Genomic DNA, 14,351 nt, shown 5'->3' with positions numbered 1-14,351 from the left:
CCCTGTCTCTTGCGTGAGATATCGAGGTGAGAAAAGCCGGCGCACGATCGCTGCGCGCGCCGGGGTGTTGACGACTTTTAATCAGGATATTTAACGATTTACCCTGCCGACCATGCGGGTCGGCACAGGTCAGTCGAGCGGCCAGTGCGCACGGCTCGCCGCGCGCACGGCCTGCGCCGATTCGAGCGCGAGAAGATCGAACACGCGCTCGCGGCACTGGGTGTAGTTGAGGTTGCGCACGCGCGCCTTGATCGACGGCACGGAAACCGGATCCACCGACAGTTCCGTGATGCCCAGGCCCACAAGCAGCGGCACCGCAAGCGGATCGCCCGCCAGTGCACCGCACACGCCCACCCATTTGCCGTGCTTGCTCGCGCCTTCCACCGCCACGGCGATCAGGCGCAGCACGGCCGGATGCAGGCCGTCGGCCTGAGCCGCGAGATCGGGCTGGCAGCGGTCCATCGCCAGCGTGTACTGCGTGAGATCGTTGGTGCCCACCGAGAGGAAATCGGCATGGCGCGCGAGTTGATCGGCCAGCAGCGCGGCAGACGGCACCTCGATCATCACGCCCACTTCGACGCGTCCCGTGCGGCCCGCTTCCTTCGCGAACAGGTCGATGCGCTCGCGCAGGCGGATCAGCTCGCCCGCATCGGTGACCATCGGCAGCAGGATGCGGATCGCGCTCAACGGTTCGACCGCGAGCAGGCCGCGCAACTGGTCGTCGAGCAGATCGGGGCGCACCTGCGCGAGGCGGATGCCGCGCAGACCCAGCGCGGGATTCGGCTCGGGCGGCAGCGTGAGGTAGTCGACTTCCTTGTCCGCGCCCACGTCGAGGGTGCGGATGATCGCCGGGCGGCCTTGCAGCGCCTGCGCAATCGCCTGATAGCTCTGGCGGTGCTCTTCGATCGTCGGTGCGGCCTGGCGGTGGATGAACATCAGTTCGGTGCGCAGCAGGCCGACGGCATCCGCGCCGTTCTCGACCGCTGTGCGTGCATCGTCGAGCGTCGCGATGTTCGCGGCGACTTCGATCGCGTGGCCGTCGCGCGTGGCGGCGGCTTGCTGGGAGGTCAGACGGTTGGCTTCGCGCACGCCCGCGAGGCGCTGCTTTTCGGCGCGTGCGCGTTCGATGTCCTGGGCGCTGGGCGCGTGCACAAGACGGCCCGCGCCCGCGTCCACCACCACTTCCGTGCCTTCGGCAATCTTGTGCAGCGAATCGCCGAGCGCGACGATCGCCGGAATGCCGGCCTGTCGCGCGATGATCGCGGCGTGCGAGGTCGCGCCGCCGCGCGCCATCACGAGCGCGGTGACGCGCTTGCGGTCGAGCGTGGCGAGGTCGGACGGCGTGAATTCGTCGGCGGCCAGCACGGCTTCGTCAGGCAGTTGGCGTGCGGCTGGCGTGTTGGCCGCACCGCTCGTAAGTGCGAGCGCACGCAGTACGCGCTTTTCAAGATCGCGCAGATCGGCGGCGCGTTCCGCCAGCAGCGGATCGTCCACCTTGCCGAGCACGGCGATCTGCGCGCGGATCGACTCGCGCCACGCAAAGCCCGCGCTCTTGCCGAGGCTAATGAGATCGCGCGCCGCATCGATCAGTGTGGGGTCTTCGAGCAGCACGCGATGCATCTGGAAAATACCCGCTTCGCCGATCGCACCGCGTTGCGAGGCTGCGCGCACCGAGGTATCGAGTTCCGCATCCACGGCTGCAACGGCCTTGTCGAGCAGACGGCTTTCCGCCGCCGAGGGACCGCTCGCGAGTTCCGCCGGGGCGATTTCGGCATCGTCCCAGCGCACCAGCTTGCCGACCGCGACGCCGGGCGCCGCGCACACGCCCGTGAGCGTGCCAGACGCGGCGTTCGTAGCAGCGGGCGCAGTCGCAGCCGTCACAGGCGCAGCCGCCGGTGCAGGCGACAACGCACGCGCAGGCGCCTCATGCGCCTCGCCTGGCGCTTCGCGTAGCAGTTCATTGGCGACCGCATCGACCGCCTTCTGCGCCTCGCGCCCCATGCCGACGAGCTCGATGGTCGCGCCCTCGCCCGCACCCAGCGCCAGCAGGCCGACCACGCTTTCGATCGCCGCCTTGCGTTCGCCGAAGCGCACTTCCACGCGCGCCTCGATGCCTCGCACCGCTTCGCGCGCCCGCGCGGCGGGCCGTGCATGCAGTCCGCCCGCATGTGTGAGCGTCACGCTGCGGCGCACTTCGTCCATCACCAGATTCGCGCTGCCGGCCGCGCCCACCGTTTGCGCCGCGCCGTCGCGCGCGCGCAGCACCAGCAGCGGCGTCTGGCCCGCTTCCACGCGGCCCGCGCCTGCGCGCTGGATCACTTCGAACGCATCGGAGTTCGCCACCGCGATCACCGAAACGAGACTCGGCGCCTCGCATGCCACGACATCGAGATCGAAATCGATCAGCAGGTCGCCGCGACGCACCTTCGCGCCTTGCTCGACCTTGGGCGAAAAACCCTTGCCATTGAGTTCGACCGTATCGATGCCAATGTGCACGAGCACCTGAGCGCCCTCGGCGGTCTCAAGCGTCACGGCGTGGCCGGTGCGCGCGAGATGCATGACCGTGCCGTCGCAGGGCGACAGCAACTTGCCAGCAAGCGGATCGATGCCGATACCGTCGCCGAACATGCCTTCCGAAAACACCGGATCGGGCACTGCGGCGAGCGGCACGACCGGGCCGGAGAGCGGCGCGACCAGCTCGATGCTGCCGCTTTTGCCCTCGCTTTTGCCTTGGTCGGCGGAATTTTCCGGGTTCATCAGGCGGGACTCCTGGATGCGTTCCATCAGCTTTCCAATCTAGTGGGTTTCGGTGACTTTGTTCAGGTAACGCGGCTCATCCGGATTGCGGCCGCGCGCCGCGGCAAGACCCGCCGCCATCACGTAGAACGAAAGAATCGCCGCGATCGGATCGAGCGCCGCATCGGCGGTTTCGACCAGCGGCAGCGACGCTTGCGGCACATTCGCGGGCGCAGCCAGGAGCACGCGCGCACCGCGCTTTTGCATGTCGCGCGCGAGTTCGATCAGGCCAGCCTGTTCCGGCCCGCGCGGTGCGAACACCAGCAGCGGGTAGTCGTTTCCAATCAATTCCATCGGGCCATGACGCACTTCGGCGCTGGAGAACGCTTCGGCCTGGATGCCCGAGGTTTCCTTGAGCTTGAGCGCCGCCTCCTGGGCGATGGCCAGACCCGCGCCGCGACCGATCACGATCATCTGCTTGACGTCGCGCAACTCATCGACGGCCTTCGACCAGTCGAGCGCACCCGCGCGGTGCAATGCATCGGGCAGCGCGCGCACGGCGTCAAGGAACGCGGCGTCGCGCTGCCAGAACGCCACCAGTTGCGCCGACATCGCCAGCATCGCGATATAGCTCTTGGTGGCGGCCACGCTCAGCTCGGGACCGGCGAGCAGCGGCAGTTCCGTACCGGCGGCCTCGGCGAGCGGCGAATCGGCCACGTTGACCATCGCGGCGGTCAGCGCACCTGCGTCGCGCAGCGCCTTGATGGTCGCCACCAGATCAGGACTCCTGCCTGATTGAGAGAAAGCAAGGGCAAACTGGCCGCTTACACGTAAGGGCGCCTGTTGCAGCGTGGCGATCGACATCGGCAGCGAGGCGACCGGCACGCCCAGGCGGCTCATGGTGAGCGCGGCGAAATAGCTCGCGGCGTGGTCCGAACTGCCGCGCGCGACGGTGAGCGCGACATGGCGCGGCGTGGCTTCGAGCGCACTGGCGAGCGCCTCGACGCGCGAGGTTTCCGCCAGTTGCGCGGCGACGACGCTGGCCGAGGCCAGCGCTTCTTTAAGCATATTCGACAAGCGATTCTCCTTCGACATAGGTCGCGGTGAGCGCCAGATCGCGGTCGAACACGTTGACATCGGCCCAGGCGCCGCGCTTGAGGCGGCCCCGGTCTTCGATGCCAAGGTAGTCGGCCGCGTAGCGCGACAGGCGAGCGGATACGTCCGCGATCGGCAAGCCGAGCGAGACGAGATTACGCAAGGCCTGGTCCATGGTGAGCGTGCTGCCCGCGAGCGTGCCGTCCGCGAGACGCACGCCGCCGAGGCATTTGGTGACGTGCTGGCTGCCCAGGCGGTATTCGCCGTCGGGCATGCCGGTCGCCGAGGTGCTGTCCGTCACCACGTAGAGGCGCGGAATCGCGCGCAGCGCGGCGCGGATCGCGCCCGGGTGGACGTGCAGCAGGTCGGGGATGATTTCAGCGTATTCGGCATGCGCGAGCGCCGCGCCGACCACGCCGGGATTGCGGTGATGCAGCGGCGACATCGCGTTGAACAGGTGCGTGAAACCGCACGCGCCGTGCTTGAGCGCGTTCACGGCGTCGTCGTAAGTGGCGAGCGTATGGCCGATCTGCACGCGCACGCCGCGCGCCGCCATCTCGCCGATGATCTCGATATGACCGGCGATTTCCGGCGCGACGGTGACCACGCGGATCGGCGCGATCGACAGGTACTTGAGCACTTCGTCGAGCACCGCGGAGACCGCGGCGTCCGGTTGCGCGCCCAGCTTGCCCGGATTGATGTAGGGCCCTTCCAGATGCACGCCCAGCACGCGCGCGCCGCCCGGCGTGCGCTTACGCGCGACGTCGCCCAGCCCCGCAACGACGTTCATCAGCTCGTCGCGCGGTGCGGTCATGGTGGTCGCCAGCAGGCTCGTGGTGCCGAAGCGCGCATGCGTGCGCGCAATGGTTTCGATTGCGTTGCCCGCTTCCATCACGTCCGCGCCGCCGCCGCCGTGCACGTGAAGGTCGATGAAGCCTGGCAGGATGTAGGGCGCGTCGTTCTTCGCCGGATCGGCGGCCTCGCCCTCGATCGACGTGATGCGTCCGTTTTCGAACGTCAGCGTGCCGTTGATCCAGCCATCAGGGGTGAGAATATTTCCGCTCAGCATGAGATTTTTCCGAAATTGCGCGCGGCAACGGCCTGCGCGCGGTCAGTCTTGACGGTGACGTGCATGAGAGAGTCGTGGCGCGCGCGAGTGTTCCCGCGCGCGCTGAATGGGGTCGCCTGCACTGCGAAATTCATTGGCGCAGCTCCGCGACGAAGTCGTAATAACCATCGCGGCAGTACGTGTCCGTCAGCTCGATGGCGTGCTGGTCGCGCGAGAAACCCACACGCGTAATCACCAGCAGCGCCGCGCGCGGCTCCACGCCCATCAATTCGGCGATCTCGCCGGTCGCATTCACGGCGCGAAAGTGCTGCAGTGCGCGCACCACCGGCATGTCGCGCGCTTCCAGATACGCGTAGAGCGAGCCGTCGAAGCCCTGCGGGTCCGGCACGATCGACACCGGCAAGGCCGAGTGTTCCACCGCCATCACGATGCCATCCGCGCGGCGCAGCCGCCGCAGGCTCGACACCGAAGCGCCCGGCGACAGGCCTAGCTGCACGATCTCCTCTCGATGCGCGGGGCGCACGCCGCGTTCGAGCCACACCGAATCGGCGGTGAAACCGCGCTGCTCCATCTTCTTCGTGAAGCCGGTCAGACGCGAGAGCGGATCTTCCACGCGCGGCGTGATAAAGCTGCCCGCACCACGCGCGCGCCGGATCAAGCCTTGTTCAACCAGCAGTTCGATCGCCTTGCGCGCCGTGATGCGCGACACGCCGATCGCATCCGAGAGCGTGCGCTCCGAAGGCAGCGCCTCGCCCGCCGACCAGACGCCGCAATGTATGGCCGTGGCAAGGTTGCGCGCCAGCTGCAGATAGAGCGGCGTGACGTTGCGCGCATCGGGCATCAGGGCAGACCAACGGGTTTCCATGGAACTCCGGCCAGCGGTTTGACGGATCGTGGGGCGCCCGGACAGATCGTGAAATAAACGCGACAAAAACGGCGTGGTGTCGGTCCGGTGCGAAAGCGAGCCCATTATATAACCACAATAATACCAGTCAACCTATGCCGAACCCTTGTCGCAAGCGAGACAAACTCGTTATAAATCAATGGATTGTGTAGTTTTATAAGACTCAGCAGGCGACCCATCACGCATTGGTATTTTCCCTGGAGAGTCCAATTTGGGCTCTCCAGCCGCAACCACTCTCGCTCCAGCGATCCCGCTTTGGAATCCCAGCTTGATACCGGCGTAGAACCAATGCGAAGATTCAGAAAGTGAACGATATCGCGCGCCTCTGACATCCCATATAGTGGCATCTGACCAATATCAACGAACTGACCACGGGTACCCAGTTTGTCGAATGATTCCGACACGAGACGGCGTGCAGAAGCCGTCCTGCAGTTCAATCGCTTTTATCGAACGTTCCTGGGGACGCAACAGGACGATCAGCCCAGTTCGCCGTTTTCGCTGACCGAAATCCGCGTACTGCGCGAGCTCGACAGCGGGGGCACGCAGACCTCCGCAACGCTTGCGCGCACCCTGGCGCTCGATTCAGGCTATTTGAGCCGCATTCTCGCGAGCTTCGCTCGCCGCCACCTGATTGCGCGCGCTGCCTCGCAGGCCGACGCACGCCGCACCTTTATCTATCTGACCGACGCTGGCCGCAGTACCTACGCAACGCTCAGGGACGCCGCGATCGGCGGGCTGGCCGACCGGCTAGCCAAGCTCTCCATCGTCGAGCAGGAAGAACTGATCAAGGCGATGGAAGTCGTCCAGCGCCTGCTCGGCTAGACCCCGGCAACCCGGATCGCAGACGAAAAAAAGCCGCTGCACGTTGATCGTGCAGCGGCTTTTTTACTTGCGAGGACAACCGGACGCGGCGCCTGGGTGGTGCCTGGGTGGCACCCAGACCGCGCATCCTCACACGCTTAGAACGACGGGATCATCGAACCCTTGAACTGGTTCTTGATGTACACGCGCACGTCTTCCGACTGGTACGCGGCAACCAGCTTCTTCACCCACGGCTTGTCCTTGTCCTGGGCACGCACGGCGATCAGGTTGGCGTACGGGCTGTGCGTGTCTTCCAGGGCGATGGCGTCCTTGGTCGGCTGCAGGCCGGCGGCCAAAGCGTAGTTGGTGTTGATGACGGCGGCGTCGACATCGCCCAGCGCGCGCGGCAGTTGCGCGGCGTCCAGTTCGACCAGCTTCACCTTCTTCGGGTTTTCTGCGACGTCGAGCGGCGTGGCGTTGTTGCCGTTGGTGCCCGCGCCTGCGCGCAGCTTGATCACGCCCTTGCTTTGCAGCACGAGCAGCGCACGGTTTTCATTCGACGGATCGTTCGGCACCGCGACCTTCGCGCCTTGCGGCAGGTCGCCCAGCGACTTGAGCTTCTTCGAGTACACGCCGATCGGCGAGATGTACGTGAGGCCGGCGTTGACGATCTTGTAGCCGCGCTGCTTGATCTGGCTGTCGAGGTACGGGCCGGTCTGGAAGCTGTTCGCGTCGAGGTCGCCCGAATCGAGCGCCGCGTTCGGCTGCACGTAGTCGTTGAATTCGATGACCTTGACGTTCAGGCCTTCGCGTTTGGCGACCTTCTGGACCACGGCCCACACCTGGGCGTCCGGACCCGACACGGTGCCGACCTTGATGACCTGGTCGTCTGCGCGTGCGCCGAAGCTGGCTGCGAGCGTGGTGGCGGCGACGCCGGCGAGGAGTACTTTGATCAGATTTCTGCGCTGCATGGAGATGGTAGTTCCGCTTGTTGCCTGTTTATTACGTTGTTGAGCTGCCGGGCCGCATTGTGTGCCGCCCGCTGCCAGCCAGAAATGGTCTCATATCGCGCCAACGGCGCGAAAGACAGAAATCGCATGGCGGTATGCCCGCAGCGCATAGCCGCGGCGCATGCAGGCGTGGGAATCAGTTGGCGTCGTTCGAGCCGAGCAGGATCTTGAGGTCGTGCACCCAGGGTGTGACGCCCTGCCCGTCGCGTGCGAACAGGCGCAGCTTGCCGGTGGTATCGAACACGTAGCTCGCGGCAGTGTGATCCATCGTGTAGCCGTCAGCCGTCTTGCCCGGCACCTTGGCGTAGTACACGCGGAAGTCCTTCGTCACCTGCTTGAGCTGCGCGTCGTCGGCCGGGCGCAGCGCGATGAAGGTGGGATTGAAGGCGCTCACGTACTGACCGAGGATCTGCGGCGTGTCGCGTTCGGGATCGACACTCACGAAGATCACCTGCACGCGCTTGCCGGCATCGGGGCCCAGTTGCTGCAGCGCCTGCGAAAGCTCGGCCATGGTGGTCGGGCAGACATCCGGGCAATGCGTGTAGCCGAAGAACAGCACCACGACCTTGCCCTTGAAATCGGCCATCGTGCGCGTCTTGCCGTTCGAATCGGGCAGCGAGAAGTTGTTGCCGAACTGCGTATTGCCGGTGATGTCGAGGTTCGAGAACGACGGCGGCTGCTGGCCGCAGCCTTCGAGGCCGAGCGTCGCGCCCACCGCACCCGCGACGGCCAGCGCCATCACCGTCGCGCGCGCCACGCGCGCAAGCGTGCGTCGATTCATGGTCTTACGCTCCGATGAGCGCATGCACGTAGTGATCGACGAGCAACGCGACGAACAGCAGCGAGAGATAGATGATCGAGTAACGGAACATCGCGCGAGCGAGCTGATCCGAATATTCGAGGTAGATCTTCCAGGCATAGGCGAGGAAGATCGCGCCGAGCAGCACGCTCGACACGAGATACAGCAGGCCGCTCATACCCGAGATATAGGGCATCAGCGCAACCGCGAAGAGAATCAGCGAATACAGCAGGATATGCAGGCGCGTGTACTTTTCGCCATGCGTGTTGGGCAGCATCGGCAGGCCGGCTGCTTCGTAGTCCTTGCGGCGGTAGAGCGCCAGCGCCCAGAAGTGCGGCGGCGTCCATACGAAGATGATCAGCACGAGAATCCAGGCGTCGCCGGGCACGTGGCCGGTGACTGCCGCCCAGCCCAGCGCCGGCGGCATGGCGCCCGAAGCGCCGCCGATCACGATGTTCTGCGGCGTGGCCGGCTTGAGCAGCAGCGTGTAGATGATTGCGTAGCCGATGAAGGTCGCGACCGTCAGCCACATCGTCAGCGGATTGGCGAAGGTGTACAGCACCCACATACCCAGGCCGCCAATGACCGCCGAGAAAATCAGGATCTGCACGCTGGTGATCTCGCCGCGCGCCGACGGGCGCCACGAGGTGCGGCGCATGCGCGCATCGACCTTTTGCTCGACCAGACAGTTGATCGCGAAAGCCGCGCCTGCCGTGAGCCAGATACCGACGGTGCCGCCGATCAGCTGCTTCCAGGGCACCATGCCCGGCACAGCGAGGAACATGCCGATGACCGCGCAGAACACGGCCAGTTGGGTCACGCGGGGCTTGGTGAGCGCGAGATACTGCGAAATCCGGCTACCGGATGACTGGGGGAGGGTTGTACTTTCCATAGGGCGGGATCACACCGCAGCGGTGTCGCGCGCAGGGAGAACAGCGCGGCCGGGGCGGCTACAAGCAATTCGAAAGTTTAGCACGACGAGCAAAAGCAGCAGGATCGCCGCGCCACCGTTATGGGCCACCGCGATGGGCAGCGGCCACTGCAGGACGATGTTGGAAAGTCCTGTCAGAAACTGGATAGCAATCACGATCAGAACCCAGTTTGCAGGGCGGCGCAACGAGGCATAGCGCCGCATTTTGAGGGCGAACCATACCAGATAAGCGATCACGGCGAAGGCAAACGTGCGATGCGTCCAATGAATCGCCACGAGCGCGTCCTGCGTAATCACATCGCCATTGCCGTCCATGCCGAGCGCGCGCCACAGGTGGAAGCCGTGATGGAAATCCATCGGCGGAATCCACGCGCCGTTGCAGGTCGGGAAGTCGGTGCAGGCGAGTACGGCGTAGTTCGTGCTGACCCAGCCGCCCAGCGCAATCTGCACGATCAGCAGCACGAGCGCCGCGAGCGCGGCCACGCGCCAGCGCACGGCGTCGGGTTCATAGGCGGGCAAAGGCGTCATGCGCGCGGCAAGCCACGCGAGCGTGCCGAGCAGCGTCAGGCCCAGCAACAGGTGGGTGGTGACGATCACCGGCTGCAGCTTCATCGTCACGGTCCACGCGCCGAAGATGCCCTGCACGAGAATCAGCCCGAGCAGCGCTGTTGGCCACCACGGCGATACATGCAGCGGCAGGCGCTTGATGCGCGCTCGCCAGGCAATCGCCATCTGCGCGATGATGAGGACACCGATCGCCATCGCGAAGTAGCGGTGAATCATTTCGATCCACGCCTTCGACATGCTCACGGGACCGCTCGGCATGGCCAGATGCGCGGCGGCGATCTGCGCATGCGCGATGAACGGCGACGAGGTGCCGTAGCAGCCCGGCCAGTCGGGGCAACCGAGCCCCGAATCGGTCAGACGCGTAAAGCCGCCGAACATGACCAGGTCGAGCGTCATGAAGGTCGTGAGCCACACGAGCTTGCGGAATTTGTTGTCGTCGGCTTTGACCCACACCCACGAAAGCGGCAGCAACGCGACGCACAGGCCAATCAGGCCCAGCTCCAGGATAAACATCTCTCGTACTCTTTTCTGTCAGAACTCGCGCTGCGCACCTTAACCGATGCTGGACCACTTGAGGAGCTTAGTCACGTCTTGTTTGATCTTTGACGGATCCGGATGATCGGGAAAACGCATCATCAGGTTGCCGTTCGGATCGACCAGGTAGATGTGATCGGTGTCGTGGGTGGTGCCGGTGGCGGGCAGCCATGCAGCCACGGCGGCCGGATCGGCGCGCAGCATGCGGGTGTCGGGGTACGCGCTCTTCACCACGGCGGGCACGTTTGCGTCATCCGTGCGCAGCCAGAGCGTGAGCACGCGCTCGCGCTCCGCGCCCTGCGTCGCGCGCACCTGGCGCATGAAATACAGCTTGTGCACGCAGGCTTCGTCGCACGCGCCGCCATCGACGGAAATCATCAGCCAGCGCCCGCGCAGTGAATCGAGCGGCACGGCGCGGCCGTCGTCGCCCGTCACCGTCAGCGCGGACGGAATCGGGCGCTGCGGCTCGATCAGGGTGCCGTAGCTGGTGCTGCCGCCCTTCGGTTTGACCACGTAGTACGTGAAGTACGAGAGGGCGATGGGCGCGCCGCAGATCAGCGCGATCAGGAACAGCATCCAGCGGCCGCGCCGCCACGAGCCCTTGGGCTGGGGGCCGCCCTGTTGCGCCGCGTTGCGGAGATCCTGCGTGGTATGCGCTTTTTGCGCGTTATGCGTGGTATCGGGAGAGTGCGTCGACACTGCGTGAACCTCGTTTCTGTCGCTTCCTGTTGAGCCTGCGCTGCGCCTGCCGCAACGCGCTAATTTGCGCTGACGACGATCGATCGTCAGGCGTCCTTTGCGCCATGAACCGGCCCTTGTTCCTGCGGACCGTGTTTTTCACCGGACTGCATGCGCTCTTTTGTCGCAGCTCGACGAGCCGCATAAAGACCGAATCCGAGTGCGGCCGCCGCCATGCCCCACCACTGGAACATGTAGCCGATGTTGCGTTCGACGTCCGTGTTGGGCGCGGGCCAGTCGCGCACGAGACCGTCCTTGAGGGGCGGCTGCGCGGCGGGAACGAAGCCCGTTTGCTGGATCACGAACGGTTGCAGCGGCAGGCCGGTTTCCGCCGCGTAGGAAGCGACGCCGAGATTCTGCCGTATCTTCTGGTGCGCTGCAGAGCCGCCCACACCTAGTTCGAACGCGCGCGAGGCGTCCGCGCGTGCGATGCCCTCCACTTCCACCGATCCTGTGGGCGTCTCATAGGGCGCGATACGCTCGCGATTGTCGATGCTGCGCGGCAACCAGCCTCGGTTGACCAGCACATAACCGCCGTCGTCCAGTTTAAGCGGCATCACCACGTAAAAGCCTGGCTGGTCTTTATAGGGACGATTGTCGAGATACACCACGCGAGCAGGCTCAAACGTGCCTTTTGCGCGTACCCGATGGAATTCGATGGCCTTGAGCGCGATTGGCGCAGCGCCCACCGTTCGCGGCGCGGCGTTTTCGTACTGCGTAATTTGCGCCTGCAAGGCTTCCTTCTGATGCGCGCGATCGCGCTGCCAGAAGCCCAGCCGTATCGTCACGGCCATCACGATCAGGATCAGCAACGCGGGAACGAGACGGATCTTCATCGGGCACGACCGATGCGGCACATACGATCGATCGAACCCCGCACGCTACAGCGCGGTGCGATAATGAGACTGGTTCTGCCCAACGTATCAGACATAGAAGACACCCGAGACGCCCAAGACACTCGCGTCATACGAGATTTCGCACATTCCGCCGTGAACTTCCTGCACATACTCGTCCCCATTGCCTTCGCGCTGATCATCGCGAGCATGATCTCGGCGCTCTATTTCATGATGCACGACCGGGGCCGCACCAAGCGCATGGTCTGGTCGCTCGCCACGCGCGTGGGCTTCTCCATCTCGCTGTTCCTGTTCATTCTCTTTGCGCACTGGATGGGCTGGATCCAGCCGACTGGCATTCCGATCGGCCGATAATCTGCGCCTGATCCGCACACGAGCCCGATCCGCGCATCAGCCGGATCCGCAAAAACGGATCCGCAAAAACCGAGGCGCCGCGCCGACCATGTCGGAGCGGCGCCATCGTGTTTTCAGGCGCGCTTTCCAGGTAAGCAAAGCGCGCCGCGCGCGTCACAGCCAGTACACCACCACGTAGAGACCGAGCCACACCACGTCCACGAAGTGCCAGTACCACGCCGCGCCTTCGAACGCGAAGTGATGCTCCGGCGTGAAATGTCCGCGAATCAGACGGATCATCACGACGGCGAGCATCGTGCCGCCGAGGAACACGTGAAAGCCGTGAAAGCCGGTCAGCAGAAAGAACGTCGAACCGTAGATGCCCGAAGCCAGCGTGAGATTCAGTTCGTTGTACGCATGGATATATTCGAAGGCTTGCAGACAAAGGAAGCAGATCCCCAGCACCAGCGTCCCCGCGAGCCAGGCGATGGCCTTGCGGCGATGGTTGTCGCGCAGCGCGTGGTGCGAGACCGTGAGCGTCGCGCCCGACGAAAGCAGCAGCGCCGTGTTGATGGTCGGTACCGGCCACGGCGTCATCGAGCGGAAGTGCGAAACCAGCGCCGCCGGACCGTTGTTCGGCCACACCGCCGCGAAGTCCGGCCAGATCAGCTTGAAGTCGAGGCTGCCCAGCTGATGCAGCGCGATCTGGCGCGCGTAGAACAATGCACCGAAGAACGCGCCGAAGAACATGACCTCGGAGAAGATGAACCAGCTCATGCTCCAGCGGTACGAGACGTCCACGCGCTTGCCGTACATGCCGCCTTCGGATTCGGAGATCGCATCGCCGAACCAGTGCCAGAGCGTGAACAGCAGCCACAAGAGACCGACGACCACGCCGATCGGCGCCCACGAGTCCCCATTGATCCACGACGCGAGCGACGAGAGCATGACCAGCAGGCCAATGGCCGCGCTGATCGGATGCCGCGACGGATGCGGTACGAAGTAGTACGGGCTATCGTTTTGACCGCTCATGCCTGTTTCTCCAGTTTCCAGTTGCTCCCGGACGCTGCCGGGGTCTCTACATTATTCGTTTGGACTACTTGCCGACTACCGCGTGCACGATCAGCAGCAACACAACGATAAACAGGATCGCGCCGAGAATCCCCGCCCCGATCAGCGCCGCGGGATGCAGTTGCGCGGCGTCGGATTCGAGGTCGGCGCGCTTGCGCACGCCAAGGAACGACCACGCCACGGCCTTCACCAGTTGCAGCACGCTGCCCTTCCTGGCTTTCGCCGGTCCTGCGCCGCTGTCATCGTTCATCGTTTGGGCCCCATGAACCTCATAAGCCTCACACTCCGGCTGCCTGCTTCGGCGCCGCCGGAACGGCCGGCTTGTTCAGCTCGAAGAAGGTGTACGACAGCGTGATCGTTTTCACGTCCTTCGGCAGCTTCGGATCGATCACGAACACCACCGGCATGCGCTTCGTCTCATTCGCCTTCAAGGTCTGCTGCGTGAAGCAGAAACACTCGATCTTGCGGAAATACTCGGTGGCCTGTTTCGGCGCGTAGCTCGGAATCGCCTGCGCGTCGATCGTGCGTCCTTCGTTGTTCGAAATGTCGTACATCACCGTCATGACTTCGCCGGGATGCACGTCGATGCTGTTCTGCTCCGGCCTGAAGCCCAGCAAGCCGCGCGCGTTCGCGTCCAGTTCGACCGAAATCGTGCGCGTCATGTCCACCTGCGTGTTGCGCGCCTCGCGCGCCGTGGTGTCGCGCTGCACGAGGTTATTGACGCCTGTGACTTCGCAGATCGCGCGATACATCGGCACCAGCGCCCAGCCAAAGCCGAACATCAGGAGCGCCACCACCACGAGCTTGATCAGCATCGAGCGGTTAAAAGCACGGTCGGTTTTCCGGTCGCTCACGGTGTGCCGCGTGGACATCGGACTTCCTCTCAGTGCCGCCCCGACGCGCAAAACG

At 64.7% G+C, this 14,351-nt stretch carries 15 protein-coding genes; 2 read left to right on the top strand and 13 right to left on the bottom strand.

The annotated features are described in order from the left end of the window. Positions 1-129 precede the first annotated feature (129 nt). From ptsP to F4827_RS05330, 4 genes are all read right to left on the bottom strand, one after another. A complete protein-coding gene (gene ptsP, locus F4827_RS05345; RefSeq protein ID WP_260174989.1) occupies positions 130-2,757 on the bottom strand; it encodes a phosphoenolpyruvate--protein phosphotransferase in 2,628 nt (875 codons plus the stop codon). Between the two features lie 39 nt (positions 2,758-2,796). After that, positions 2,797-3,804 carry an SIS domain-containing protein gene (locus F4827_RS05340; RefSeq protein ID WP_183722727.1) on the bottom strand — a complete coding sequence of 336 codons (1,008 nt, stop codon included), beginning with the start codon at positions 3,802-3,804 and terminating at the stop codon, positions 2,797-2,799. Beyond that, complete coding sequence (gene nagA, locus F4827_RS05335) at positions 3,797-4,900, bottom strand: N-acetylglucosamine-6-phosphate deacetylase (protein WP_183722536.1); 1,104 nt, start codon at positions 4,898-4,900, stop codon at positions 3,797-3,799. The genes F4827_RS05340 and nagA overlap by 8 nt, the downstream gene beginning before the upstream one ends. A gap of 130 nt (positions 4,901-5,030) precedes the next feature. Then, entirely contained in the window at positions 5,031-5,765 is a 735-nt protein-coding gene (locus F4827_RS05330; RefSeq protein WP_167067318.1) for a GntR family transcriptional regulator, read from the bottom strand. A 423-nt stretch (positions 5,766-6,188) separates the two neighbouring features. Here F4827_RS05330 and F4827_RS05325 point away from each other — a divergent pair, with 423 nt between their 5' ends. Beyond that, on the top strand, positions 6,189-6,626 hold the full coding sequence (locus F4827_RS05325; protein ID WP_183722533.1) for a MarR family winged helix-turn-helix transcriptional regulator: 438 nt from the start codon (positions 6,189-6,191) through the stop codon (positions 6,624-6,626). A 137-nt stretch (positions 6,627-6,763) separates the two neighbouring features. Here the strand turns inward: F4827_RS05325 and F4827_RS05320 are convergent, their stop codons facing one another. The 6 genes from F4827_RS05320 to F4827_RS05295 form a co-directional block, all read right to left on the bottom strand. Further along, a complete protein-coding gene (locus F4827_RS05320) occupies positions 6,764-7,576 on the bottom strand; it encodes a MetQ/NlpA family ABC transporter substrate-binding protein (protein ID WP_183722530.1) in 813 nt (270 codons plus the stop codon). Positions 7,577-7,751: 175 nt separating this feature from the next. Then, positions 7,752-8,354 (bottom strand): SCO family protein, encoded by a 603-nt coding sequence (locus F4827_RS05315; RefSeq protein ID WP_409258766.1) that lies wholly within the window; start codon positions 8,352-8,354, stop codon positions 7,752-7,754. 46 nt (positions 8,355-8,400) lie between these two features. After that, complete coding sequence (gene cyoE, locus F4827_RS05310; RefSeq protein ID WP_183722525.1) at positions 8,401-9,306, bottom strand: heme o synthase; 906 nt, start codon at positions 9,304-9,306, stop codon at positions 8,401-8,403. A gap of 9 nt (positions 9,307-9,315) precedes the next feature. Beyond that, positions 9,316-10,425 (bottom strand): heme A synthase, encoded by a 1,110-nt coding sequence (locus F4827_RS05305; protein WP_183722521.1) that lies wholly within the window; start codon positions 10,423-10,425, stop codon positions 9,316-9,318. Between the two features lie 39 nt (positions 10,426-10,464). Further along, on the bottom strand, positions 10,465-11,022 hold the full coding sequence (locus F4827_RS05300; RefSeq protein ID WP_221303600.1) for a cytochrome C oxidase subunit I: 558 nt from the start codon (positions 11,020-11,022) through the stop codon (positions 10,465-10,467). Positions 11,023-11,231: 209 nt separating this feature from the next. Continuing rightward, on the bottom strand, positions 11,232-12,020 hold the full coding sequence (locus tag F4827_RS05295) for an SURF1 family protein (RefSeq protein ID WP_183722515.1): 789 nt from the start codon (positions 12,018-12,020) through the stop codon (positions 11,232-11,234). 162 nt (positions 12,021-12,182) lie between these two features. Between F4827_RS05295 and F4827_RS05290 the strand changes: the two genes are divergently transcribed. After that, positions 12,183-12,392, top strand: coding sequence for a twin transmembrane helix small protein (locus tag F4827_RS05290; RefSeq protein ID WP_167067557.1), 210 nt, complete (start codon positions 12,183-12,185; stop codon positions 12,390-12,392). A 153-nt stretch (positions 12,393-12,545) separates the two neighbouring features. On the opposite strand, the gene F4827_RS05285 is transcribed toward F4827_RS05290, so the two are convergent. The 3 genes from F4827_RS05285 to F4827_RS05275 all read right to left on the bottom strand — a co-directional run bounded on the left by F4827_RS05285 (position 12,546) and on the right by F4827_RS05275 (position 14,314). Beyond that, on the bottom strand, positions 12,546-13,403 hold the full coding sequence (locus tag F4827_RS05285; protein WP_183722512.1) for a cytochrome c oxidase subunit 3: 858 nt from the start codon (positions 13,401-13,403) through the stop codon (positions 12,546-12,548). A 64-nt stretch (positions 13,404-13,467) separates the two neighbouring features. Next, positions 13,468-13,692: a DUF2970 domain-containing protein gene (locus F4827_RS05280; protein WP_183722509.1), complete on the bottom strand. Its 225-nt coding sequence runs from the start codon at positions 13,690-13,692 to the stop codon at positions 13,468-13,470. Between the two features lie 28 nt (positions 13,693-13,720). Beyond that, the gene (locus F4827_RS05275) at positions 13,721-14,314 is read right to left on the bottom strand and encodes a cytochrome c oxidase assembly protein (protein WP_183722506.1); all 594 of its coding nucleotides are present in this window, start codon (positions 14,312-14,314) and stop codon (positions 13,721-13,723) included. Positions 14,315-14,351 lie beyond the last annotated feature (37 nt).

This window comes from Paraburkholderia bannensis, assembly GCF_014200455.1.
In the GTDB taxonomy this organism is placed as follows: Bacteria; Pseudomonadota; Gammaproteobacteria; order Burkholderiales; family Burkholderiaceae; genus Paraburkholderia; species Paraburkholderia bannensis_A.
Note: the sequence above shows the minus strand (reverse complement) of the source record. Positions and strands in the feature narration are given on the sequence as shown.